Consider the following 23,416-nt stretch of genomic DNA (forward strand, 5'->3'; position numbering starts at 1 on the left):
GCCGGTGCGCACGACGTCGCCTGCGCTATACGTCCAGAAGTAAACGGTGGGGCATGAATCCCTCGGCAGCTTCCACCCTTGCCTGGAAGCCTCGGTAGCCAGCTTGGGTCACGACCAATGACGGCGATGCCATCCGGGAGTTGCCGATCTGGCTTTTGTGGGCTTTGAGCGCCTCGCACTTCTTGTCCAGCGTACCGGTAATATCCACAAACACGCTGGGATTGAAGGAGTGGCTGGAGGGGCTGTCGTAGCACAGCACCCGGCTAGCATGTCGGGCTGCGCCCCAGGTGGCCGCGGCGACTGCGCGGTGGTCCTGGTGACTGTCCAGATTGCCGTGTGTATAAACAACGTCAGCCTGTGTTTGGGTAATTATGAGCTCTATCTTGTGAACAAGGTCGAGCTCATAATTGCTCACCCTGCCGTCCGGCAGGTCACCCCAGAAGAGGTTTTCCCGGGGCACTCCCAAGATTTGCGCGGCTGCAATTTGCTCAAGTACACGTCCGCTGACCTCACCGGGCCCAGACTCTCCGGTTGTGATAACGAGCATGTGAACTTCGTCGCCGGACGAGATGTGGCGAGCCAGTGTGCCTCCGCAGCCCAGCTCGATGTCGTCCGGGTGGCTGCCTATCGCCAGTACGCGGGTCACGGGGGTACTCCTCTGTTGGGGGCGGTGTCGGAATAGCTGTCGTTAGATTGCTGCCAGGCTGCTGCTGTCAGACCGCTCCTGGCTATCTGGGGGCCTTTCGCAGGAACTCGGCACTGACTGCACGGAGTGACTCGGGATGGTCGATCCTCCAGTCCGCTTCGCCAACGGCGGAGAAAAAATCGACGACCTTCAGATCACCCCACTTGGTGGTCATAAATAGGTTCCGGTACCAATTGGCTTTGCCGTTGTTGATATCCACGGACCCGGTTTCTCCGATGCCGAGAGGCTTTCCGGTTGCGCCCGGCAGCTTAAGGATGCGGTTCATCATCGGTTGAATCTTGTCGGCGAATTCCGTCCAAGGGGCACCGTGGTCGTTGTAGGCGTCAAGACCGATCATGTCCACGTACTCCGCGCCAGGCCAGAACTCCTCCATGCGAAGGCCTGTGGCATCCGCGCCGTTCGCACACCAGAAGAAGGTGACGTTTCCTCCACGACTGACGTGCGCACCGGTCGCCTTCGCGCGATCCACGACATACCGCCAACCGTCGCGCCATTGTGCATATCCTCCAGGCCAAGCGGTTGGGTAGTTGCCGACTTTGCGGCCGTTTCCATCGTTGAATTCCCACCACATACGCAGTGACACCTTGTTAGGAAAGGCTTTTGCCTTGTTGAAAAAGGAGTCGAGCTGATCATTGATTGCTCCGGCCAGAAGCTGGTCGCCGTTGAGGTTGATGTCGGTGTGGATGTCCCAAGCTATGACCAGGTCATGGCCAGTACGGGCGCACCAATCCGCATCGACCTGGGGCCATCCGTCCCCGCCACCCACTGAGGGCAGATCATGGAAGGCGACGTACCGCCTAAGCTGAGCCCCGACCCGGGCTTCCAACTCTTCGTGCCCTGCTGTGTCCATGGCGTACGCGCCGAAGGAACAGCGAGCGTAGAGCTCAACCCCCGAAATGCTGCCTCCAAATCGATTGTGTGGCAGCCCAAGCGCGACAGCTCCGGTCGCAGCACCCAGCAGGAGGAGCCGTCTTGACATCCTCCCTGAGAAGTCCCGGTGATAACGGTTACGGGGTGACGAGTTCGTAGACAAGCCAGTTCTCCTCGGCATAGCGTCTGACGGGTACCGGGGCGGCGACGAGTCGGTACTTGTCACTATTAGCCACCAACTCCCGGAAGAAAGAGGTGCGCGAGTCCTCTTTCACGTTTCCAGTGGATCCCGATCGCAGGATGATCATTCGGAAGGTCCCCCCATCGATCGAGGCGCGCATTGCCTCTTGGCCGCTATCGAACAGCGCGTAGTGCTCAGTCCACTCGATGCGCGGGTTGTCGGCCATGTAGTACCCCAATGTGCGGGCGGTTGCCGGGGCCAGATATTGACCGGGCGGAGCCCCCACCTTCTCGACCAACTCGACGACGGGGCGCACGTCCGGCCACTGGTACATTGCCCACGACCCAGCAAGGCCTGTTAGGCCGAGAGTCCAAACCAGGGCTACAACCAGGAGTCGGCCTAAACGGCGATGAACTAGGCTTCCCAAGGCGCATGCGGCCAAGGGTGCAAGGAACAGTGCGGAGTAGGCTAGGTGCTTTTCGAAAGACACATACTCACCCAGCCGCATCTGCGCTAGGGGTAATAGAGCGGCACCGCTCAGCAGCACCAATGTCAGGAGGGTCGAGCGAAGTGAACGGGCCAGCAGCGCGGCACCCGCCAGCGCGAGCACGAGGAGCAGCCCGATTTTCTGGACAAGATAGGCCGCCAAGACGCTCAGCGAGGCCGGCATCAACGCGGTGCGCTGGCTCGTGGTGAACGCGATCCCGCCACTGATGCTGGGGCCGACCAAGGAATAGACCAACGCCAGAACTAATGCCGTTACGGCTGCGGCTAGGATCACCCGGAGTGGCCTGCGCTGCGAGCCTACCAGGGTCATCGCGAGGACCACCGGGATGAAGACGAACCCTGTGTACTTCGCCGCTGCCGCCGCTGCCAGCAGCGCGCCCATTAGAACAGCTGAACGGTAGGTGCATCGCGTGGTGCCAATCCAAACGGCGGCTGAAAGCAGCGCCAGGCAGAGGGCGTCGAACGTAGCGAGCGATCCAAGGAAGAGTACAGGTCCCGTTGCGATGAAGGCCGCAGCTGTAAGATTGCCGTGGAGTTTGCCCCACAGGTGCTGGGCTGTTGCGCGTATAGCCAAGGTCGTAGCGACCATACAGACGAGGCTGAAGAGGCGCACCAGACTCAACCCTCCGACCGTGTCAAGGGCCGCGGCGAAAACCGGGTAGAACATTGGTAGGCCCGAGAAGGAGTCACCATAGGGTACGGTGACGGGGGTTCCCGAGAAAAGCTGTTGAAGGTAGTCGTGACCGGCGCCAATGTAAAGGGCCTCATCCTCGAACGCTGAGTTACTGAGGCGTAAAGAGAGAGCCACCTGGGCCAGCAAAATGGCCGCGAGAGGCAGATGCCTGGTCCAGGACGCGATGCGTGGCCTGACTCCGGCAGGGAAGAAGGAAGCGATTGCCAGCCTCCACACAGGTATTCTTTCGTTGGGATGGATTGGAGTGATCGTACTCACGCCCGGGCTCCCTTCTTGTAGCCACTGATGGCGCTTAAGATCCGGCCGAGCCTCGACTCCTCGTCATGAGGGCTCGTTCTCCCGGCAACCTTGCGTGACGGCAGTCTGAAGCGAGGAAGATCGATCCCCTTTGCCAGCAGAAACACCGGCACGAAGACGTAGGCGTTGACACCAACGAAGGCCACGGCGGCCCACCAGTCGGCCAACGAGTGCTCCGGCTGCGACAGGCGCCAGATGAGCCCGACCAGAACGGCTCCGAACGTGACCCCAATGTAGCCGGCGATGATTCTTTTGACCTTGACTGCCAGGGGGGTGGGCTGCGCGGTGCCGTGGCTGACCGCCCATTCCGACTGCCGTCCGAAGAAGACATCGAGGATCGCCACCGCGTGCGTAAACGAGTAGATGAGTTGTACCCGTAACACGTCCAGGCGCCAGCGCGAGGTGAGCAACAGGGGATATGCAACGAGCCAGAGTGCCAGGAGGGGCACTAGCGGCAGGAAATTCACGGCTGCCATGTACTGCGGGAAAATCAGGATCATGATGAGGATTGGTAGCGGGGCGAAAAAGGCGTTCATCGCCGTTGTGGCGTAATAGAAAAAGCCCGACCAGAAAGAGAGCCTCTGGCGCCCGTCCAGGCCCAAACCGGTGTGGAACTCCTCGCCCTTGACGAGCTCCATCGAGCCCTCGCACCACCGGTACTGCTGGGTGATAAATGAATCGATGTTGTCCGGGCAGATCCCTTGGGACAAGTTCACTGGAACGTATTGAAGCCGGAAACCAGCCTTGCCCATGGTCACGCCCGTAAAGACGTCCTCAGAGTGTGCGATCGCCGGAAAGCCGCCGATACTGTCCAGGGCGGACCGGCGGTAAAGGGCTGACGTGCCACAGCATATGGCCGCGTTGACCGAGGCGCGGCTGACTTGGATCAGGCGGTAGAAAACCTCCTGGGTTGCACCAGCGGCGCGCTCCAGCCAATGCATTGACTTTGGGGTTGTGAAGAATTGTGGGCTTTGTACGATTCCCACTGAAGGGTCGTCCATGTACGGGACGAGCTCGGAGATGAATTCCGGGCGCGGAACGAAGTCAGCGTCAAAGATGGCGATGAAGTCACCGTTCGTTCGGTCAAAGGCATACCGCAGGTTGCCCGCTTTCTTGAATTCGCTGCCGGGGCGTGCAATGTACTCGAAGTCGTGAGCCTTGGCAGCTGCCTCGACGTCGTCACGAGCCATATCGTCCAGCACATACACGGTGACATCGCCCGGATAGTCAATTTTGGACACGTAGCCGTACGTGTTTTTGAGGATGTCCAGGGGCTCACCGGCCGTGGGCAGGAAGACGTCGATTGAGGGGTATTTTGGCGGAGACCAAGTCTCAACTCTGAACAGGTGATCCGGCAAGGTCACATCGCGACGATAGGTCGATGTTCGCAGGCCTAACAGAGTCTCTCCTGCATACAGGGCCAGCGGGACCAAGAAGATTAGAGTCCAGTAATCCATGCGGGAGAAGCCGTACAAGCTGATGGCTATCCCTGCGAAGGCGATAGCGTGCGCCCAGAAGAACCACCTGTGCTGTGGTCCCTTGATGTAGGCGTACTTCTCCTGGTCGTTGGGAGGTGCCACGAGCGTGTACTCGTGCGTTGTAGTGCGGGTGGCGAGCGATGACATGTCTCTCCATATGATGGACGGGCTGTTGGGGCGCCATGTCGCGCAGACGGTCCCGGCGCCTGCATGGCGGGACGGCAGCTAGTTAGACCGTTTTTGGGCGGTAGATCATGCGGCTGACGAATATGAACCGAGCGACGAATGCGACGGCCAGCGTGACCGCCTGTGCGAGCAACGCCATGACATGCGCCGTCTCGACGAGGAGGATCAGGACTGGCAGCCGGACCAGCGCTTCTGCGTTGTTGAAAAGCAGGTGCTGCGTGAGGCGCTTCCGCCGGGAGTTGATCCCGTTCCGCATATCGGCGAAGACGAACCGTTCCTGGAGTACGAAGTTGTGAAGGATTGAAATTTCGGCTGCGGCGACAGCTGCCACCACGTAGTCGATGTCGAAGACGCCATGGACAAGCAGGGCCATGACGAACAAGTTGAGTACTGTCCCGAGCGCTCCAACCGCCGAGAACCGCGTTAGGCGGCCGATGCGAGGGAGAACCCGTTTGTGAAGGGACTGGACAGGGTTGCGCCGGCTCGGCTGGATACGCATAGGCACGCAGTCGTTGAGTTTTGGGCAATATTCGGGTCGGGAAACATCCTGACCAGACCGTATTTTGAATAGAAATTGCAAAATTCGAAAACGCGGTATATTACGGTCAACATTCATTTTTCACATCCAGCGAATGTGCGCTTTTGCCCCCACGGGCATGCTGCAATTACGCTGCTACTCGACTGTGACCAAACACTTCCAAGCGCGGCAATGAGCTTGGAACACATCGGGTTCAAATCTGGGCAGCAGCTAGCAGCCGAAAAATCGTGCGGGGAAGCAAATCATCAAATGCGAACTGGTGGCGAAGGCCGTCATTCGCTTCGAAACGTTTAGTTTCGGCCCCATATGCTTGAGGTAGAAATCAGCCTAGATTTTGATTCTCGATTTACCTACAACTATGAGTACCTATTTCCGGATTAGGGGACGTGTGTGTCGCCCCGTAACGCGTTAGGGGTGCCTGCCGGATGTCCAGGTGTGGACCTATTGACGGGAACTCTCTGAACCAGTCCCCGCAGTCCCCTCAACGGTGTGGTTTCGGGTGCTCGTCAGAATCGCGTTTAGCCGGCGAAGCGGAGGGCAAGCACCAAGCCGATCAGCGCAACCACTCCAGCCAGCAGCATCGCGGCCCTGGGGTTCCCGAAGTTCAATGTCCATCCAATGCCGAACCGGCGCGGCACCAGCAGCGCCGGGTCCTCCCGGTTGACGTAGATCAGGCCGCCGCGCCAGTACCTGTCATCGTCGCGGTGGGTCAGGCCCGTGTCCTCCCCATTTTCGCTGCGGTCCCTGTTGTTCCTGGCCAGGACCGCAACGGTTGCCGCCACGGAAGCCAGGACCGGGATCACGATGACCAGCGGCGCCCACCGGGTCACCGTTCCGGTCCACATCAGCAGCGAGGATCCCATCAGTCCCAGGTCGATCATGGCTACCAGCCCCAGCACGGCCTTGGCGCCAAGCGACATGTAGTGCCGGGCCCAGCGCGAGGATCCCATCGGGCGGGCCGGGTCAAGGTCGGGCCTGCTGCGGACGATGGCCGCCGCAATGCCCGCCAGGAATGCTGTGAGGCCCAGCTGCAGGAAGACCAGGGAAAAGGCCGAGCCCACCGACTTCGCTTCCACCCTGTTGGGGACACCGTTGGCGCCAAAGTGCACGGCGAGGGTCTGGGGCATGGACGGGTACATCAGGATGCCAATTACGGCGGCGGAGGCCGTGATGACCGCGGCCGGTGCCAACCAGAGCCAGGGGAACCGCGGGGGATTGGTCCTTAGTTCCGTGTCCACGGCGATGCCCTGGTGCAGGCCTTCGAACCAGCCGCCGGCAAGCTTCGCTGCCCGGATCTCCTGGTGGGCCAGGAAGAAGCAGCCGTACCAGGTGGCCACCAGCACCAGTACCGACAACGGCAGCAGCAGGGGTTGCCCGGTCACCGCCACGCTGACCACGCCGGCTGCCGCAATGATGCCCCCGCAGATCAGGACGCGCCGCCGGTACAAGTGCGCCTGCCCGGTGATGACCGGATCGGCGGCATACCGGGACGGGATCCGGACTCCGAAGGGGATGGTGTTGCTGGTGACGGACGGCAGCACCAATGCCAGCAGGAGAACCAGCCCCAGCAGTACAAAGCCCAGAACGGCGGAAACAATCATCGCGTGTCCTCCTGATCCGCGGCACCAAATGAATCGAGCAGGGTCCGGCAGGCCTGGAGCACGTCGTCGGCGGGCATTCCGCGGGCCACGGCCTCCGCCAGGAGCGTCCTGGCCCTCGCGGTCCAGTCGGACGGAAGGAGCTGGCCGGTGGCCGCCGCGGTCACTACCGCCCCGGAACCGCGGCTGAGACGGATCAGCCCCTCTTGGCGAAGGAGATCGTAGGCCTTGTTGACTGTGTGGAAGTTAATGCCGAAATCGGCGGCGAGCGTCCGGGTGGGCGGCAGCGGGCTGCCTTCGGTCAGTGCGCCGTGTGCGATTGCTTCCACGATCTGGTCCCGGATCTGCTGGTAGATCGGCACATCAGCAACCAGGTCGACGTTGAGGATCAACGCCCTTCACCTTCCTACCTTTGTTCTATTAGTTATAGAACAAAGGAGCCGCGGTCGCCAGACCTCTTTCCCGCGCCCGGCCCAGCCCGCCGCCGTCGTGCCTTAAATTTCTTCCAATCAGGGTCTTTACGCACTGGCAGCAGCTTATTAAAGTGGAACGCGTCATAGTCCGGATGGGCGCCGGGGGCGTCCGGGAAGGGGGATTGCGCATCACCGCTGACCGATACCAGAAGACAAATGACCACTACGTTGAAGGCCCCTCCTAGGAGGGGCCTTCCCTTTGTTGTGCAACGGCCACACCCAGTCACTGGGGGATGTGGTCAAACCTCTGGTAGATCCGCCAGGTGTGGCCGGACGCGGCGTCGGTGACCGTGTCAGTCTGTGCGAAGCCGAACTCCTCCGGCTGCAGCTGTTGGCCGATTGGGGTGCTCCGGTCGAGGACAACGAGCTGGAAGTAGTTGTCCTCCAGCGCGTGCTGGTATGCGTCCAGTCCCTGGAAGACCCTGTCGCCTTCATCGGGGTCGTCGTAAAAGAACGAACCGTCGTACGTCGCCGTCCACTGCCAGGGTCCGGTCTTGTCCTTCAGCGAGTACATCAACGGCTCAGGGACCTCAGCCAGCGTGCGGATCCAGGGCATGGAGTCCACGGCGAACTCGACCGTGTTGTGCAGGGGAGTGGTGGCAGGCCACACGTGGAACAGCTTCTCGGACTGCATCAGCCCCGTTACCAGCACGGCGTAGCACGCCGCCGCAACGAGCAGAACGGTGACCTTCCGCCCGGTGCGGACCAGGGCCGATAGCACTGCCCCGGCCAGCGGCGCACCGAAAATGATGCCAAGGGTGAGGTGCTTGTGCAGGGACACGGCCTCGCCCATCCAGATCTGGTAGCCGGTGGCCGCGATGGTACCGGCAAGCATCAGCACCGCGAGGACCGGTTGGCGGCGCATCAGGTAGATGCCGCCGGCGATCATGAGGGCGAAGGTGAGACCGGCCCACAACCCCACCTGGCCGACCAGCGTGAGGACAGGAGTCTGGTGCACCATGGCGGCCCGGTCCGTGGTGGTCTTCTGGAGGCCCGCCAGCAGCGCCGACCCCCAGGTCAGCGCCGAGCCCACCAGCAGGACCAGCGCGGTGAGCCCGGCAACCGCGCCGCGGGCCACCGCCGTCCCCCGGGTGGAGCGGACCGCCCACCCCACGACCAGGGTCAGCAGCATGACGAACGGGACGTCGATGGCCGAGGAGTATTTCAGCAGCACGGCCAGGGAGCAGAGGACCCCGATGGGCACGCCCCACACAATGGAGCGGTTGCGCTTGCTGGACCAGATGCTCAGCGCGGCCGCCCAGGCGATGAGGGCGAAGCTGGGGGCGTCGAAGGTGGCGAAGTTGGACAGGAAGGTGACCGGCGCAGAGAGGGCGAAGACGAAAGCGGCGAAGATACCCGCGGTGCGTGGCCGGGCGTGGTGGTCGAACAGCACGTTTGTACCCCAGTAGACCGCCGCCGTGGCGCTGAGCATGCAGACCGTGGACAACAAACGGGCCAAGGCCAGGCCGCCGAGCCGGTCCAGCAGTGCACCCAGCACCGGGTAGAGCATGGGTGCACCGGAGAAGAATGACTCCGGATGCGTGTACACCACCACGTGCGGGTCCGCCCAGGATTTCAGGATCCAGTCGCCGGTGTACAAATACAGCGCTTCGTCCTGGAAAGCGGTGTTGCTGAGCCGGAGCGCCGAGACCGCCTGCACCAAAAGGATCAGGGCGATGGGAATGCGCCGGATGTACTTGTCCGCGCTGGGCCGTTTGGCAGCCGGAAGGAATGACTCCAGCGCCGCCCGCCACGTGGGACGGGCGGCGACGCCCGTGCTCACGCGCTCTCCACGATTGCCACAGCGGCTGGTTTGGCCGCAGAGAAGATTCCCCGGCCCATCGCCAGGATCCCCACCGGAACGAACACGTAGGACGAGAGCGCGAAGAGGACAATGGCGGCCCAGAACTGCTCGATCCCGTATTGGTTGACCCCCAAGCACAAACCCACCAGGGTCAGAGCCTGGGTGGCCAGGATGTATGGACCCATGAAGGACCGTACCCGCCGGGCGACGGGGATCTGCGCCGATGCGCTGCCGGTGGGCACCCATTCCGACACCAGGCCCCGGAACATATCAGCGATGCAGAAGAGGTGGGCGAAACCATAAATGGCCTGGACGCGCAGCACGTCCAGCCGCCAGCGGCCCAGGGAAACCACCGGCAGCGCGATCAGCCACAGCACAATCGCGCCCAGCAGTGGCAGGGAGTTGAGCGGCGTGATGTTCGCCGGGAAAAAGAACGCCATGACGATCAGCGGAATGGGTGCGAGAAGCGCCAGCATCGCCGTGCTCATGTAATACAGGAAACCTGACCAAAAGCTCATCCGCTGGGGCAGCGTCAGCGACGGGGTGTCGTGGAATGAATCCGCCGCCACGAGCGACATCGATCCCTCACACCAGCGGTACTGCTGGGAAATAAACGAATCGATGTCTGTAGGGCACTGGCCCCGGGAGAGCAGCACTGGCACATACTTGAGCTGGTACCCCTGCTCCTTCATGTGGAGGCCGGTGTAGACGTCCTCGCTGTGGCCGATCTGCGGGAAACCTCCGATGGCCATCAGCGCCTGGCGGCGATAAACGGCTGATGTGCCCACGCAGATTGCGGCGCCCACCGCATCCCGCGAGGGCTGGATGAAGCGGTAGAACATCTCCTGGGTGGCTCCGGCACACCGCTCCAGCCAGGACATCGACTTGTGGGTGTAGAAGTGTTGCGGGCTCTGCACGATCCCCACCGTCGGATCGTCCAGGTACGGCACGAGCTCCAGCAGGAAGTCCGGCCGGGGCACGAAGTCCGCATCGAAGATCACCACGTGATCGCCGGACGTGCGCTCGAAGGCGTGCTGAAGGTTCCCGGCCTTCTTGAAGGCGTTGCCCGGCCGGGCCACGTAGCCAAAACCGCTCCCAACGGCGAGTTCACGCACTTCCTCGCGCCCGGCGTCGTCCAGTACATGGACCCGGAGCACACCCGGCCACTGCAGGTTCCGGACGTGGTGCGCGGTGTTGGCCAGCACCTCCAGATCTTCCCCGCAGGTGGGAATGAAGACGTCGACACTCGGCACCTGGGTGGGTTCCCACAGTTCGACGGTGGCCGCGTGGTCAGCCATTGAAATGCGCCGGCGGTAGGTGGAGGTCCGGAGGCTGAGGCACTGTTCGGTGACCAGCAGGACGAGTGGCAGAAGGAAGACCAGGGTCCAGTAGGACTGGGTGGCCAGGCCGACGAAGCTGGCCGCAAAACCGGCCATGGCCAGCGCAGACAGCCAGAACACCCAGCGGTGCTGCGGCGTGCGCAGATAGGAGTATTTCTCCCCGTCCTGGGGCGGCATGAGCCATGCCAAGCCGGTCCGGCTGGGGACGATGGTGGGGCTGTCTGCCGCATTTCCGAGGGCTGGTGGGCCGCCGGGCCGCAGCCGCTGCACGTCAAAAAACATGGTTGCTCCCGATGAGTCGCAGTCTTCGCTTCCAGGCAGGTGTGCTGCGATGGCGACTTGTAGTTCCAGTGTTGCTACCTTGGCGGTGAAGTCAGCCTAGGTTGCGGTCTGCAGGCCTCGATACAAGAGGTGGTACCTGTCTTTTCGGCCGCGAGGCGCCAAAGAACTACTTGGAATACTGGCAAAAGCAGACGCCGGAGCGGACCTTCAGATGCGCGGCCGTCACCCGCCCAACGCGCTCAACCGGCCATGGAGGAACCGGCGCTCAGCGTCGTTGTCCGTGAGGATCAGCGCCTCCTCGAACGCCACCCGTGCCTCTTCCGGGCGGCCAAGCCGGACCAGGAAATCCCCGCGTGCGGCAGCCAGATACGGGTAGCGGGCCAATTGCGGGTCGCCTCCCAGGACGTCAAGTTCCGCCAGGCCTTCCGCGTAACCCACCGCGAACCCCAGGGCGATGGCGCGGTTGAGCCGGACCACCGGGGACGGCCACCTGTCCATGAGCAGGTCGTAGAGAGCCAGGATTTCCTGCCAGTCGGTGTCCAGCCAGGACGGGCTCTCGTCATGCACGGCTGCGATCGCCGCCATGAGGGCGAAACGCCCCGGAGGCCGTCCGGCAAGTGATTCCCCCAGGAGCGCCACGCCTTCCGCGATGGCCTGCCGGTCCCACTTGGACCGGTCCTGGTTCTCCAGGAGAACCACCTCATCCTGGTCATCGACCCGGGCGTCCCTGCGGGCCCCGGTGAGCAGGACCAGGGCCAGGAGTCCGGCCACGTCGCGGTCTCCGGGAAGCAGGACGCGCAGCATCCTGGCCAGTTCCAGCCCGCGGTCGGCGAGGTCCCGGCGCATCAGGTCAACGCCCGACGGGGCGGTGTGCCCGGTGGTGTACACCAGGTACACCACCGACAGCACGCCATCCAGCCGCCCGGGCAGCTCGCCTGCCGGCGGCACCCGGTACGGGATATTGGCCGCCGCGATCTTCTTCTTGGCACGGGTGATGCGGGCCGCCATCGTGGCCTCGGGGACGAGGAACGCCCGTGCCACCTCGGCCGTGGACAGCCCGCACAGCAGCCGCAGCGTCAGGGCCACCCGGGCGTCGAGTGCCAAGGCAGGATGGCAGCAGGTGAAGATGAGCCGGAGCCGGTCGTCGGGGACCTCTTCGGGCGCCATGTCCGGCAGGCCGCCGTCGTCATCCTCCCGCCCAAGCAGCTTGGGCAGCGCCCGTTGAGCCGTTGCCGCACGCCGGTGCATGTCCAGGGCCCGCCGTCGTGCCGCCACCGTGAGCCACGCCCCCGGGTTCCGCGGAATGCCGCTCGTTCCCCAGGTGGCCAAGGCGCTGGCGTACGCCTCCTGGACGGCTTCCTCGGCGGCATCGATGCTGCCGGCAACACGGACCGTGGCCGCCAGGACGAAGGCCCATTCACGGCGGTGCGCGTCAGCGACCGCCGCGGCAACCTCCGGGCTGGCGGCCTCCGGCATCAGTTCGCCACCCGTACGGGCCACACCTCAACTCCGACGCCGGCCGGAACTTCCTTGGCGATCTCAAGCGCCTCATCGAGGTCAGCTGCCTCGATGAGGTAATAGCCGCCCAGGGTTTCCTTCGACTCGGCGAACGGGCCGTCCGTGACCAGGAACCCGCCGGCCCCGTCGCGGCGGACTGACGTCGCCGTGGAGGAGGGATGCAGGGCTGCGCCGCCGAGCAGGGACGCGCCGTGCCGTTGCTGGAACTCCTGATAGCTGGCGCTGATGGATTCCCCTTCGGCCTGCCGGGCCACGGCCTCGTCCTGGTAGATCAGGATCAAATACTTGGACATGTCATGCTCCTTTGCCGTTTGTGCAGAGCCCCTTCACCGGGCTCCTACCCATACGACGTGCACGGGACGCACAAATCGACAACAGCACGAAGCGATTTTCAAGGGCGGCTTCCGGGCAGAAGCCGCGTGCCGCCGTCGTGACGTCACCCTTCTGCAATGTCCGCACCCAGGCGCTCCTGTAGCTTGTCCAGCGTCTCGGGGTGCCCTGCGATCTCTACCTTGCCGCCGTCCGTCATCAGCGTCAGGGCCTGGACCTCAAATTCCTGGATGTAGTTGCGGTCCTTCCCGGTCACGTTGCGCCGCTCCGGGAGCAACTGATGCACTGTCAGCGTGCGAGGCCGCCCTGACGGCTCGAGCGAGTCGTAAACCGCAGGTTGGAAGTGGATAGTGCCGGCGCCGGGTGTCAGAATCCCTTGGTTCCAGATGCGTCCAAGCGAACCGGTGAGCGCTTCCGGGTAGCGGATGTAAGCCCGGATTTGGCCGTGTTCCTCGAGACGCGCCTTTGCCTTGAGCCGCTGCCGCAAGCCAACGTAAGCGAACGCCGCATAGCCCAGGGTCCATATGACGGCAGTGACCAGGGCGTCTTCCAGGGTGTGTCCGACGGCCATCCAGACCCCCGTAGTGAGCACGAAATATGCCACGTAACCCAGGGCAAAGGCTTTGTAGGGATGTGCCCGGACCCAGTCCTTCATGGGGAAATACTAAACAGGGCCGGGGGGCGTGGCCATCGGCAGCCGCTGCCGGCCGCCGCAGTGCTCCCCGCATTTCCAAGGTACCTCGCCACGGGGGCCTTGCCGCAAGGCCCCCGTCCGGCCGCATACTGGCCGTCGAACAGAACGGGGACGGTATGCATGATGCGGTGATTGTGGGCTGCGGACCCACGGGGTTGATGCTGGCGGGGGAGCTCCGGCTGGCGGGAGTGGACGCGGTTTTCCTGGAGCGGCGCCCCTCCCAGGAGCTGGCCGGCTCGCGCGGCGGCGGAATCCATTCGCGCACCATTGAGCTGCTGGACCAGCGCGGCATCGCGGAGCGCTTCCTCGCCGCGGGCAAGACCGTCCAGACGGCCTCCTTCGGCAATACGCAGCTGGACCTGGGCGGGCTGCCCACGCGTCACCCGTACACGCTGGCGTTGTTCCAGAACCACATCGAGCGGCTGCTGCTGGAGTGGGTGGAGGAGCTGGGCGTGGAGATCCGGCGCGGCGTGGAGGTCACCGGAGTTTCGGCGGACGACGACGGCGTGGAGGTCCAGCTTGCCGCCGGCGGACCTGTGCGGGCCCGCTACGTCGTGGGTGCCGACGGTGGGCGCAGCATGGTGCGGCGGGCAGCGGGCATTCCGATGGTGGGTCCGGATGCGACGCGGAGCAGCCTGATCGCGGAGGTGGAGGTGGCGGGGGAGCCCGTCCAGCAGGGGAAGGTGGACGGGCGCGGTATCCATGGGCTGCACCCGATGGGTGGCGGCCTGGTCCGGGTGGTGGTGACCGAAGCCTCCCTCGGTCCGGCTGCCGAGCCGACCCTGGCCGAGCTGCGCCAGGCCCTGACGGACGTGTTCGGCACCGACTTCGGGGTCCACAGCCCCACGTGGCTGTCGCGCTTCACGGACGCCACCCGGCAGGCGGAGTCCTACCGGAAGGGCCGGGTGCTGCTGGCCGGTGATGCCGCCCATGTCCATTCACCCACGGGCGGGCTGGGCATCGGCCTGGGGCTGCAGGACGCCGTCAACCTGGGCTGGAAGCTGGGGCAGGTGCTGCAGGGCATCTCCGGCGCCGGGCTGCTGGACACCTACCACGCGGAGCGCCACCCGGCGGGGGAGCGGGCGCTCAAGTACACCATGGCCCAGTCCCTCTTTCAGAAGTCCGATCCGCGGCAGGAAGCCCTGCGCGACCTGCTCGGCGAGGTGCTCCGCGTTGACGGTGCGGGAGCTCCGATCGCGGCACTCATCACCGGGCTCGACGTCGCCTACAAGGTGGGTCCGGGCCACCCGCTGCTGGGCCGCCGGATGCCGGACCTGGACATCACCACTGGCGCCGGGCCGGCCAGGGTGTACGGGTTACTGCACCGGGGCCGTCCGGTGCTGCTGGAATTCGGTGGCCCGGGGCTGGAACCTGTCGCGTGGGCCGGGTACGTGCAGCACGTCCGGGCAACGTACGACGGCGCGTGGCAGCTTCCCGTGCTGGGCGCGGTTGCCGCGCCAACGGCAGTCCTGGTCCGGCCCGACGGTTACGTAGCCTGGGTGGGCGAAGGCTCAGCGGACGGGCTCGCCGAGGCCCTCGGCACGTGGTTCGGCAAATTTGGGCCGGTGAAGGGTTCATGAGCCCTCCGGGCGCCACAGATGCATTAATCGCAGGAAGTTGAGCAAAAACTGCGGGACCGCCCCCTATTGCCCGGCGGCACGGGTTTGTTAGGCTGATCCCCGGGTCAGGCAGGCGGCCCATCTGTTGCTGCCTAAGGAACCCTTATCCACAGCCACCCCGACTCGTTCCGGGCCGCTGGCCAACCATTCCCAGGCATGCGACAGTCCGTGAAGCCGACGCGGATGTGGCCCAGGGTATCCAATTTTCGGGGGTGGGCCACATCCCGTCTTACACTCCGGGGACCAGCAGCGTCGCTGGCCCCCGGGCCACGGACTCTTCAGTCGTCGAAGTGGGCCTTCGCATCCTTGCGGCCTGAGAAGCGGTTCACCAGTCCCTCGGCGAGCTCGTTGAGCTTTTGGTTCCTGCTGTTGGAGGCGCTGCGGAGGACGTCGAACGCTTCGTCCTTGGTGCACTTGTTTTGCGCCATGATGATCCCGCAGGCCAGGTCGATGACGGTCCTGGTGTCCATCGCGGCTTTCAGGTTGTCGGCGCGCTGCTCCGCTGATGCGATCCGCACGGCCAGCCGGAGCGCCTTGCCCGCCATGTCGCCGAACCTCGCCGCGTCGGCGACCGCCCGCTCACTGAAGAGTCCGCTGACGGGAGCAAAGAAATCGAGGACCGCGCCGGCGTCGTTATCCAGCTTCATGGGTACGCCCAGCGAGCTGGCGACGCCCGCGGCGGAAAGCGCCGTGCGGTACTCAGGCCACCGCGGGTCCGAGGACACGTCATCCAGCAGGACAGGAACCCCGGTTTCGAGGGCCTCGATGCAGGGCCCGTCTCCCAGCGATTGTTCAATCCGGTCCAGCACCACGGCCCTGCTGCTGCTGCCGCCGATGGTGGCGGTGAGTTTGCGGCGGTGCAGGGTAACGGCGCACTCGATGGGCTCTCCCGTGGTGCTGGTCATGGTGGCCGCCGCATATCCGGTGAGGTCGTCGAGGACGGATTTGATGTCCTCCATTCCGGCGATGAGGTCCACAAGCTCTTCGAGGTCTTCTGCCATGTCCTGGTCCACCATGCCTTCAATGTAGAAGCGGCGGCCAGCCTCCACAAGGGCGCTCTGGACCCTCTCTTGCCAGCCGCCGCCCAGCTGCCGTACAGCGCAGTTATGGAAACGTTATATATGCTTGCTTAGTGGTTTTGAGGTCAAGCAGCGCAAATTTGTCAGCACCAGCAGGTCCGGCGGCGCCCGGAACAGGGCTCCTCGCCGGGCGCAAGCATGCCCTGGACGGGCTCCGGATCATCGCCGTTGCCGGCGTGTTTTTCTTCCATACGGCAACCGAGTCCATGCCGGGTGGCTCCATCGGCGTGGACGTGTTCTTCACGCTCAGCGGCTTTGTGATCACGCTGCTGATCATGAAGGAACGGATCGCCACCGGCAGGCTGCACCTGGGCATCTTCTACGCCAAGCGCCTGGCCCGCCTCTGGCCGGCGCTGTTGGCCCTTTGCGCTGTGATCGTGGCGGCAGGCGTCGTGTTTCCCGACTCAGGCTGGGGCGGGCAGGCGGGGTTTGTCCTACCCGCTGCCGGCTACGTGATGAACCTGGCGCACTTTGGCATGTTCGGCGACTCCATTGCCGGCGAAACCCTGGGCCCCACGTGGACGCTGGCCGTGGAGGAGCAGTTCTACCTGGTGTGGCCGCTGCTGTTGCTGGTGATGCTCCGGTTCTGGAAGGTCCGCACCACAGCCATCGCCACCGTGGCCCTGGCCGCAGGCTTCGTGCTGAACCGGTTCCTGCTGGTCAACGCGGGCAAGCCGCTGGACCGCATCTACAACGGCCCGGACACCCGGGCCGACGAACTGCTGATCGGCTGCGCGCTGGCGCTGCTGTTCACCGCGGTGCGGCAGGGTTCCCGGCTGCACAACGCCATGGCATCGGTGGCCCGCTGGGGTGCCCCGCTTGCCGGCCTGGCCCTGGTGGCCGCGCTGTTCCTGCTGAAGGAGCCCGATACCCCCGGAGCCTGGTTCAACACGTTCTGGACGGTGGGCCCCACGGCGCTCGCGCTGATCTCGGCCGTCTTGATCGGCTCGCTGGTCCTGCAGCCTGCCGGTTTCCTGTCGCGCATCCTCAGCCATCCCTGGCTGGCCCGCCCGGGCCGCGATCTTTCCTACGCCATGTACCTCTGGCACCTGCCGGTCTACCTGCTGCTGATGCCCCTCATCCCGGCCCTTCCGCTCCGCATCGCCCTGACCGCAGCCTTCACCGTGCTGCTGGCGTACGCGTCCTTCCGCTTCGTTGAGCGGCCGCTCCGGCTCTGGGCGAACCGGAAGCTGGAGCCCGCCGTCGTGCCTTCCTCCGCCGGCCCTTCCCGGGCATCCGTAGGGGCGTCAGCAGGCTAAGTGCCGCTGGTCCTCTGTCCGCTGCCTGAAAACCCGTCGTTTCTGACGGTTGGCAGGCCCAGGGGCTGTCCGCCGGCAGAAGCGGACGCGGGACTGGACGCGGAGCAGCCCGGGCAGCAGCCCGTACTTTCTTCCAACGCGTCCACGCGGGGCGGAACAGCGCAGCAGGAGTCCCCGCGCCAGGCGTTGATGCCTTCACGGACGGCAATGGCGGCGATGACCAGTGCTGCTCCGGCGTCGGCCCACCACCAGCCCAGGCTGCTGTTCAGGACCAGGCCCACCAGCAGCACTGCGGAGAGGTACGTGCACAACAGCGTCTGCTTGGAGTCCGCTACAGCCGTCCTGGAGCCAAGTTCCCGCCCGGCACGGCGCTGCGCCCAGGACAGGATGGGCATGATGGCCAGGCTCAATGCCGCAATGATGATGCCCGGCACCGAATGCTGCGCTTCCCCGGCCCCGACCAAGGACCGGATGGCATCCACCGCCACGAAGGCGGCCAGGGCGAAGAAGGAAACGGCGATGATCCGCAGCGTCAGATGCTCGCGCCGCTCGGGGTCCTTGGCAGAGAACTGCCAGGACAGCGCCACGGCGGAGGCCACTTCGATCACGGAATCCAGGCCGAAGCCGATCAGCGCGGAGGAATCAGCCGCGCCGCCGGCCCACAGTGCCACGATGGCCTCAATGATGTTGTAGGTGATGGTGGCTGCTGCCAAGAGCCTGATCCGCCGGGTCAGAATCCGCCGGCGATCCGTGCTGGGTTCAGTAGGTGCCCCGGTCACGCCAGGCACTCCCCGTCAGGCGCGCAGCACGCAGGGTCAACAGCCAGGACAACGTTCAGCAGGTCCTTGATGGCATGACCGATCCGCGCGTCCGCCAGCTCGTACCGGCTCCGCCGCCCATCCGGCGCGGCAACCACCAGGCCGCAGCCACGCAGGCAGGTGAGGTGGTTGGACATGCTTTGGCGGGACACCTTCAGGCTGTCCGCCAGGTCCGAGGGATAGGACGGCGACTCTGCAAGAGCCAACAGCACCCGCGCACGGGTGGGGTCCGAGACCGCATAGCCGAAGCGGGCCAGCACGGGCGCATGGGTGAGTGTCTGCATCCTCCCAAAGTACAGCCGTTGCTGTATTCAGGCAAAAATGGATCCCTTGCGTGGGCTGGTTTAGTAGCCGGTGGGGTTGGCTGACTGGCAGGTCTGGTCGCTGCCGGTCTGCGCCACCACACTGCCGGAGGAGTCAGCGGACGACGGCGGTGCAGCGGGCTTGTCGCCGGTGGCAAAGTCCGTGCCGGCGTACAGCTGCACGCCCTGGATGTTCGCCACCTGCTGGACGCTGGTGGCCGGCAGGCCGAACAGTGCTGCCACATCGGCAGCGACGTCCTCGAACCCGGCGGAGTAATAGACCATGGTCTGGCTCTGCGCCTGGGCCTGCAACTTGGTCAGTTTGGTGAAACCGGCATCCGAGAGCAGGCCGGCAATCGCGTTGCTCCGGCCCGTGACCCCGGTGCCGTTGGCGATGGAGACCGGCTGCAGCGACTTGTCGTAGGCCGGGGCGGCGGGTGTTGCGGGCGTCTCCGTGGGCGCCTCGGGGGCAGGCTGGCTCAGGTCCGGGCTGTTGCGCAGGGCGGCGAAGAAGTTGGACGCCGCCGGTTCATCGAGGGTCAGCCGGTTGGGGTCCTGCGGCGACGGCACCGTGGGGGTGGTAATGAAGTTGATGTTGGCTGGATCGATGTTCTTCAGCCGGTTGGCGATGGTGAGCAGCGACGGGATGGAGGACAATCCCGAATCGACCGTCAGGTTCTTGGTGATGGTATCGGCGATGGTCAGCGTCTTCTGCGGGTTGCCCAGGGTTCCCTCGGACTTGAGCTTGCGGCTCAGTGAGGCCAGGAAGCCCTGCTGGGCCTGGATGCGGCCCAGGTCTCCGCCGTTGGCGAAGGCGTGCCGGGTGCGCAGGAACGCCAGCGCCTGGTCGCCCTGCACCTGGGACTTGCCGGCGGGCAGCGTCAGGTGCGAATCGGGATCGTTGACGGCGGCGGTGACGCAGACCTCCACGCCGCCCACTGCGTTGGAGAGCTCCTTCACGGCGTTGAAGTCAGCCATCATGAAGTGGTCCACTTCCAGGCCCATGAGCTTGTTCACCGTGTCCACGGCGCAGCCGATGCCGGCCTGGGCCATGGCGCTGTTGATCATGGCGCTCTTCTGCTCGGGATACTTCTGGTTGGTCTTGGAATCCGTGCACGCGGGCACGTCCACCAGCAGGTCACGGGGGAAACTAATGACGTTGACGTGCTTGTTGTCCGCCGAGATATCCAGCAGCATCATCACGTCCGACTGCCCGTAGCCGGAGGACTGGTCCGCCGTGCCGAACTGGCTGTTGTTGCCTTCCCGCGTGTCTGAGCCCAGCACCAAAATCTGCAGACGGTCGGTGCTGTCATTCACGGCGCCCTCGGTGCGCTGGCCGCCGGCGGTCAGCTCCGAGGTGCTGATGTTGGACTGCAGGCGCCAAGCCCAGTAGCCGCCGAACGCCAGGACGCCCAGGAGCAGCACCGACACCAGTGCGGTGACGGCCTTGACCCAGCGCGGGGCACGGCGGAAGGGGCGACGGCGGCGGGAACTGGCCGCGTACAGCTCGCCTTGGCCTGGGTAGGCGGCGGGGCTGGCGGCTTCCTGTTCCGGGCCGGGGGATTTTTTGGAACCGAACACGACAAAATGACCTTCGGGAGGGGACAGGTTTCCGCTACGCTACACGCCCAAGCTGGCAATTCGCCCAGAACACTTGGGCTGGCGGGTGTCCCGGTGCCGTGCACCGGGCGCAGGGGCGTACTCTTTCTTCTCGGCGGTACCCGCCCCGGAGGTGGGCCCGGCCATGGGGGAAGCCCTGGTGTGCAGGCTGAGGAACGGACAGATGAATACAGGACAAAAGCAGCGCGGGACGGGCCGTCCTGCCCGGCGCGGGTTGGGCAAACTGGCGGTGTGGCTGGAGGACGACTCCCCGGGACGCCTCCGGCCGCTGATCCTGGCGGTGGTCCTCACGCTCTCGGCGATCGGACTCGTGGAGGTGGCATCGGCGTCGTCCGTGGAATCCGTGGCGGCAGGAAACAATCCGTACGATCTTCCCCTGAAGCAGGCCATGTGGACCGTGGCCGGCGTGGTGATCATGCTGGTGCTGGCGCGCATGTCGGTGCGGCGGATCCGCTGGCTGGGCTGGCCGCTGCTGATCGGTTCCCTGTTTGCCCTGGTGCTGGTGTTCACGCCGCTGGGCATGTCCGTGAACGGCAACCGGAACTGGCTGAGCGTGGGAGGCTTCACCGCGCAGCCGTCCGAGTTCGCCAAACTGTCGCTGATTGTCTGGGGCGCCGGGATCCTGGACCGGAAGCAGGCCCTGCTGGGGCAGTGGAAGCACGCGGTCATCCCGCTGGGACCGGCCGGAGCACTGATCATGGGCATCGTGGCGCTGGGGCACGACCTTGGCACCACCATGATCATCATGATGATCCTCGCCGCCACCATGTTCTACGGCGGCGTGCGGATGAAGGTGTTCTCCGTGGCCGGCCTGATCTGCGCGGCGGGCGCCCTGGTACTCGCAGCCACCAGCGGCAACAGGATGGGCCGGATCTCCTCCTGGCTGGGCATGGGCTCCGACGAGGACGCGCAGGGCATGGGCTACCAGGCGCAGCACGGCGCCTACGCCCTGGCCTCCGGCAGCTGGTTCGGCGTGGGCCTGGGGCAGAGCCGGCAGAAATGGAACTGGATCCCGGAAGCCCACAACGACTTCATCTTCTCAATCCTCGGCGAGGAACTGGGCCTGGCCGGTTCGCTCCTGGTGCTGGGCCTGTTCGCCATCCTGGCCATTGCCGTGTTCAAGACCATTGCCCGCACCACGGACACGTTCTCGCGGACCGTGGCCTGCAGCGTGATCACGTGGATCCTGGGCCAGGCCGTGATCAACATCGCCATGGTCAGCGGGCTGCTGCCCGTGATCGGCGTGCCGCTTCCGTTCATCTCCTACGGCGGTTCAGCCATGGTCTCCTCCCTGGCCGGGATTGGGGTGATCCTTGCCGTGACCCGTCCGGAAGGAACTGTTCCCCCCGTGCGCCGCGGCGCCCGCGTGCGCCGGGCCCGCTCGCGCGGTGCCAGGCAGAACGGTGCCGGACAGAACGGTGCCGGACAGAACGGTGGCGGGCAGAATGGTGCCGTGGCTGATCGTGCGGTGAAGCAGGTCCGGGAGTATGCCCACCAGCGCTAGCGCCGCCGGGAGCGTTCCCGCGGCGCCCATGACCGCCATCCGCTTCATCCTGGTCTTCGGGATCATCAGCGCGCTGATGGACATGGTGTACGAGGGCGCACGGAGTGTTACCGGCCCGTTCCTCGGTGCGCTGGGCGCGTCCGCGCTCCTGGTCAGCGTGGTCACCGGCGCCGGGGAGGCTGTGGCCCTGGTCCTTCGCCTGGTGTTCGGGCGGCTGGCGGACAGGCCCGGGCTGCGGTGGGCACTGGCGATCAGCGGGTACGCGCTGACGGCCGTGTCCGTGCCGTTGCTGGGAATCACTGACGCGCTCTGGGTTGCCTGCCTCCTGGTCCTGGCGGAACGGCTGGGCAAGGCCGTCCGGAGCCCGGCGAAGGACACCATGCTGGCCGAGGCAGGTTCGGCGCTGGGCCAGGGCAAGGCGTTCGCACTGCACGAGGCGCTGGACCAGGTGGGAGCGCTGCTGGGGCCGCTGCTGGTGGGGGTGGCCCTGGCGTTGTCGGGCAGTTATGGTCCGGGGTTCCTGCTGCTTGCTGTTCCAGGCCTGGCGGCCATGCTGATTCTCTTCCGGCTGCGGCGAAGGGTCCCGGAGCCGGCCGTTTACGAGGCGGCGGACGCATCACCGGCCACCGCGCTCCCTGCTCCTGGCGGACCCGGTCCCGCTTCCGTGAAGGCTGTTCCCATGCCCCGGCAGTACTGGCTGTATGCCGCGTTCAGCAGCCTGACCATGTTCGGCTATGCAACGTTCGGGCTGTTGTCCTTCCACCTGGTGGCCACCGGGCTCCTCCCGCCGGCGGTGGTCCCTGTCCTCTACGCCGCGGCCATGGGAGTGGACGCCGTGGCCGCCCTGGCCTCCGGTTGGCTCTTTGACCGGGTGGGGCTGAAAGTCCTCCTGGTCCTGCCCGTCCTGGCGGCTGCGGTGCCGTGGCTGGGCTTTAGCAACAACACGGCGCTCGCGGTCACGGGCATGCTGGTGTGGGGAGCTGCCATGGGCGTCCAGGAAAGCACCATGCGGGCAGGCGTGGCGGGCTTGGCTCCGGCGGCACGGCGGGGGAGCGCCTATGGAATGTTCACTGCGTGCTACGGCCTCGCCTGGCTGGCCGGGAGCTTCCTCATCGGTGTGCTGTACGAGTACTCAATCCCTGCCCTGGCCATCACCGTCACGGCAGTGCAGGCAGCCGCCATGGTGATCTTCGCCGTCGTCCGTCCTCATGCCGTGCGCCCGGGGCTGCAGTCTTCGGGGAACGAACCTTCCTAGGCGACCGCTCCGGCGACCTCGGGGCATTCAGCGCAGCGAACGTCCGCAACCAGGGAACCGGCGTCGTCCTTTTGGAAGTGGGTGACGTGATTGGTGGTCCTGCCGCAGGTGGGGCAGAAGCTCTGGCTTTGTTTAGTCCACATGCATGAATAATACGGAACACCGTGATAAAGGAAAGATTGCACGCCTAAACCATGTGGATTTCCGCATGCCCCGTGACCGGATCTTGACCAAAGCTGCTGGCGATTCTTCAGCGAACACTGAGTTTCGCCGCGTAGTTTGGGCGGATCAGGCAGTACGGAGGCAGGACGGAAGGAGCGCAGGACAATGACCATCACCGATTACATCGTGGCTCTCGGCGGCATGCTGGCTTCACTCGGATGTGCAGGACTCGTGGCGGCCGGACTTATCAGGGCGCGGTCGCGGCACCAGGCATAGCTCCCGCGGACCACAAGGAAGGTGCG

Annotated in this window: 20 protein-coding genes; 4 read left to right on the forward strand and 16 right to left on the reverse strand. The window is 65.0% G+C overall.

Annotated features, from left to right (window positions below):
- Positions 1-25 precede the first annotated feature (25 nt).
- The 12 genes from BACI349Y_RS05125 to BACI349Y_RS05180 form a co-directional block, all read right to left on the reverse strand.
- On the reverse strand, positions 26-646 hold the full coding sequence (locus BACI349Y_RS05125; RefSeq protein WP_159631051.1) for a PIG-L deacetylase family protein: 621 nt from the start codon (positions 644-646) through the stop codon (positions 26-28).
- An 82-nt stretch (positions 647-728) separates the two neighbouring features.
- A complete protein-coding gene (locus tag BACI349Y_RS05130) occupies positions 729-1,556 on the reverse strand; it encodes a glycosyl hydrolase (protein ID WP_159631053.1) in 828 nt (275 codons plus the stop codon).
- 157 nt (positions 1,557-1,713) lie between these two features.
- A complete protein-coding gene (locus BACI349Y_RS05135; RefSeq protein WP_159631055.1) occupies positions 1,714-3,216 on the reverse strand; it encodes a glycosyltransferase family 39 protein in 1,503 nt (500 codons plus the stop codon).
- Entirely contained in the window at positions 3,213-4,880 is a 1,668-nt protein-coding gene (locus BACI349Y_RS05140) for a glycosyltransferase family 2 protein (protein WP_159631057.1), read from the reverse strand. Before BACI349Y_RS05140 ends, BACI349Y_RS05135 begins: the two co-directional genes overlap by 4 nt.
- A gap of 82 nt (positions 4,881-4,962) precedes the next feature.
- Complete coding sequence (locus tag BACI349Y_RS05145; protein ID WP_328699841.1) at positions 4,963-5,535, reverse strand: GtrA family protein; 573 nt, start codon at positions 5,533-5,535, stop codon at positions 4,963-4,965.
- Between the two features lie 440 nt (positions 5,536-5,975).
- Positions 5,976-7,058, reverse strand: a complete 1,083-nt coding sequence (locus tag BACI349Y_RS05150) for a DUF1648 domain-containing protein (RefSeq protein WP_159631061.1) — start codon at positions 7,056-7,058, stop codon at positions 5,976-5,978.
- A complete protein-coding gene (locus tag BACI349Y_RS05155) occupies positions 7,055-7,447 on the reverse strand; it encodes a GntR family transcriptional regulator (RefSeq protein WP_159631063.1) in 393 nt (130 codons plus the stop codon). Before BACI349Y_RS05155 ends, BACI349Y_RS05150 begins: the two co-directional genes overlap by 4 nt.
- A gap of 304 nt (positions 7,448-7,751) precedes the next feature.
- The gene (locus BACI349Y_RS05160) at positions 7,752-9,311 is read right to left on the reverse strand and encodes an ArnT family glycosyltransferase (protein ID WP_159631065.1); all 1,560 of its coding nucleotides are present in this window, start codon (positions 9,309-9,311) and stop codon (positions 7,752-7,754) included.
- The gene (locus BACI349Y_RS05165) at positions 9,308-10,954 is read right to left on the reverse strand and encodes a glycosyltransferase family 2 protein (protein WP_159631067.1); all 1,647 of its coding nucleotides are present in this window, start codon (positions 10,952-10,954) and stop codon (positions 9,308-9,310) included. The genes BACI349Y_RS05160 and BACI349Y_RS05165 overlap by 4 nt, the downstream gene beginning before the upstream one ends.
- A gap of 222 nt (positions 10,955-11,176) precedes the next feature.
- Entirely contained in the window at positions 11,177-12,454 is a 1,278-nt protein-coding gene (locus tag BACI349Y_RS05170; RefSeq protein WP_236560735.1) for an RNA polymerase sigma factor, read from the reverse strand.
- Positions 12,430-12,765, reverse strand: coding sequence for a YciI family protein (locus BACI349Y_RS05175; RefSeq protein WP_159631069.1), 336 nt, complete (start codon positions 12,763-12,765; stop codon positions 12,430-12,432). The genes BACI349Y_RS05170 and BACI349Y_RS05175 overlap by 25 nt, the downstream gene beginning before the upstream one ends.
- Positions 12,766-12,908: 143 nt before the next feature.
- Positions 12,909-13,457 (reverse strand): hypothetical protein, encoded by a 549-nt coding sequence (locus BACI349Y_RS05180; RefSeq protein WP_159631071.1) that lies wholly within the window; start codon positions 13,455-13,457, stop codon positions 12,909-12,911.
- A gap of 155 nt (positions 13,458-13,612) precedes the next feature.
- Between BACI349Y_RS05180 and BACI349Y_RS05185 the strand changes: the two genes are divergently transcribed.
- Positions 13,613-15,076 (forward strand): FAD-dependent monooxygenase, encoded by a 1,464-nt coding sequence (locus BACI349Y_RS05185; protein ID WP_159631073.1) that lies wholly within the window; start codon positions 13,613-13,615, stop codon positions 15,074-15,076.
- A gap of 317 nt (positions 15,077-15,393) precedes the next feature.
- On the opposite strand, the gene BACI349Y_RS05190 is transcribed toward BACI349Y_RS05185, so the two are convergent.
- Complete coding sequence (locus tag BACI349Y_RS05190) at positions 15,394-16,131, reverse strand: GAF and ANTAR domain-containing protein (RefSeq protein ID WP_159631075.1); 738 nt, start codon at positions 16,129-16,131, stop codon at positions 15,394-15,396.
- Positions 16,132-16,274: 143 nt separating this feature from the next.
- On the opposite strand from BACI349Y_RS05190, the gene BACI349Y_RS05195 reads away from it, so the two are divergent.
- Positions 16,275-17,453 carry an acyltransferase family protein gene (locus BACI349Y_RS05195; RefSeq protein WP_159631077.1) on the forward strand — a complete coding sequence of 393 codons (1,179 nt, stop codon included), beginning with the start codon at positions 16,275-16,277 and terminating at the stop codon, positions 17,451-17,453.
- Here BACI349Y_RS05195 and BACI349Y_RS05200 read toward each other — a convergent pair.
- The 3 genes from BACI349Y_RS05200 to BACI349Y_RS05210 are packed head-to-tail and all read right to left on the reverse strand — an operon-like array spanning position 17,450 to position 20,154.
- A complete protein-coding gene (locus BACI349Y_RS05200) occupies positions 17,450-18,241 on the reverse strand; it encodes a cation diffusion facilitator family transporter (protein ID WP_442858396.1) in 792 nt (263 codons plus the stop codon). The two genes, BACI349Y_RS05195 and BACI349Y_RS05200, sit on opposite strands and share 4 nt — an antisense overlap.
- On the reverse strand, positions 18,229-18,555 hold the full coding sequence (locus tag BACI349Y_RS05205; RefSeq protein WP_159631081.1) for an ArsR/SmtB family transcription factor: 327 nt from the start codon (positions 18,553-18,555) through the stop codon (positions 18,229-18,231). Before BACI349Y_RS05205 ends, BACI349Y_RS05200 begins: the two co-directional genes overlap by 13 nt.
- Before the next feature lie 60 nt (positions 18,556-18,615).
- The gene (locus tag BACI349Y_RS05210; RefSeq protein WP_159631083.1) at positions 18,616-20,154 is read right to left on the reverse strand and encodes an LCP family protein; all 1,539 of its coding nucleotides are present in this window, start codon (positions 20,152-20,154) and stop codon (positions 18,616-18,618) included.
- A 202-nt stretch (positions 20,155-20,356) separates the two neighbouring features.
- Between BACI349Y_RS05210 and ftsW the strand changes: the two genes are divergently transcribed.
- Entirely contained in the window at positions 20,357-21,697 is a 1,341-nt protein-coding gene (gene ftsW, locus BACI349Y_RS05215) for a putative lipid II flippase FtsW (protein WP_236560736.1), read from the forward strand.
- Positions 21,681-22,952: an MFS transporter gene (locus tag BACI349Y_RS05220; RefSeq protein ID WP_236560738.1), complete on the forward strand. Its 1,272-nt coding sequence runs from the start codon at positions 21,681-21,683 to the stop codon at positions 22,950-22,952. The genes ftsW and BACI349Y_RS05220 overlap by 17 nt, the downstream gene beginning before the upstream one ends.
- Positions 22,953-23,416 lie beyond the last annotated feature (464 nt).

It is taken from the genome of Arthrobacter sp. 8AJ (assembly GCF_902506025.1).
Lineage (GTDB): Bacteria > Actinomycetota > Actinomycetes > Actinomycetales > Micrococcaceae > Arthrobacter.

What these genes read in the sequence shown, in the direction of transcription:
- BACI349Y_RS05130 (WP_159631053.1), bottom strand. Translation starts at nt 1,556, where the DNA reads ATGGACACAGCAGGGCACGAAGAGTTGGAAGCCCGGGTCGGGGCTCAG.
- BACI349Y_RS05140 (WP_159631057.1), bottom strand. Translation starts at nt 4,880, where the DNA reads ATGTCATCGCTCGCCACCCGCACTACAACGCACGAGTACACGCTCGTG.
- BACI349Y_RS05145 (WP_328699841.1), bottom strand. Translation starts at nt 5,535, where the DNA reads ATGAATGTTGACCGTAATATACCGCGTTTTCGAATTTTGCAATTTCTA.
- BACI349Y_RS05150 (WP_159631061.1), bottom strand. Translation starts at nt 7,058, where the DNA reads ATGATTGTTTCCGCCGTTCTGGGCTTTGTACTGCTGGGGCTGGTTCTC.
- BACI349Y_RS05165 (WP_159631067.1), bottom strand. Translation starts at nt 10,954, where the DNA reads ATGTTTTTTGACGTGCAGCGGCTGCGGCCCGGCGGCCCACCAGCCCTC.
- BACI349Y_RS05175 (WP_159631069.1), bottom strand. Translation starts at nt 12,765, where the DNA reads ATGTCCAAGTATTTGATCCTGATCTACCAGGACGAGGCCGTGGCCCGG.
- BACI349Y_RS05180 (WP_159631071.1), bottom strand. Translation starts at nt 13,457, where the DNA reads ATGAAGGACTGGGTCCGGGCACATCCCTACAAAGCCTTTGCCCTGGGT.
- BACI349Y_RS05185 (WP_159631073.1), top strand. Translation starts at nt 13,613, where the DNA reads ATGCATGATGCGGTGATTGTGGGCTGCGGACCCACGGGGTTGATGCTG.
- BACI349Y_RS05190 (WP_159631075.1), bottom strand. Translation starts at nt 16,131, where the DNA reads ATGGTGGACCAGGACATGGCAGAAGACCTCGAAGAGCTTGTGGACCTC.
- BACI349Y_RS05205 (WP_159631081.1), bottom strand. Translation starts at nt 18,555, where the DNA reads ATGCAGACACTCACCCATGCGCCCGTGCTGGCCCGCTTCGGCTATGCG.
- ftsW (WP_236560736.1), top strand. Translation starts at nt 20,357, where the DNA reads ATGAATACAGGACAAAAGCAGCGCGGGACGGGCCGTCCTGCCCGGCGC.
- BACI349Y_RS05220 (WP_236560738.1), top strand. Translation starts at nt 21,681, where the DNA reads ATGCCCACCAGCGCTAGCGCCGCCGGGAGCGTTCCCGCGGCGCCCATG.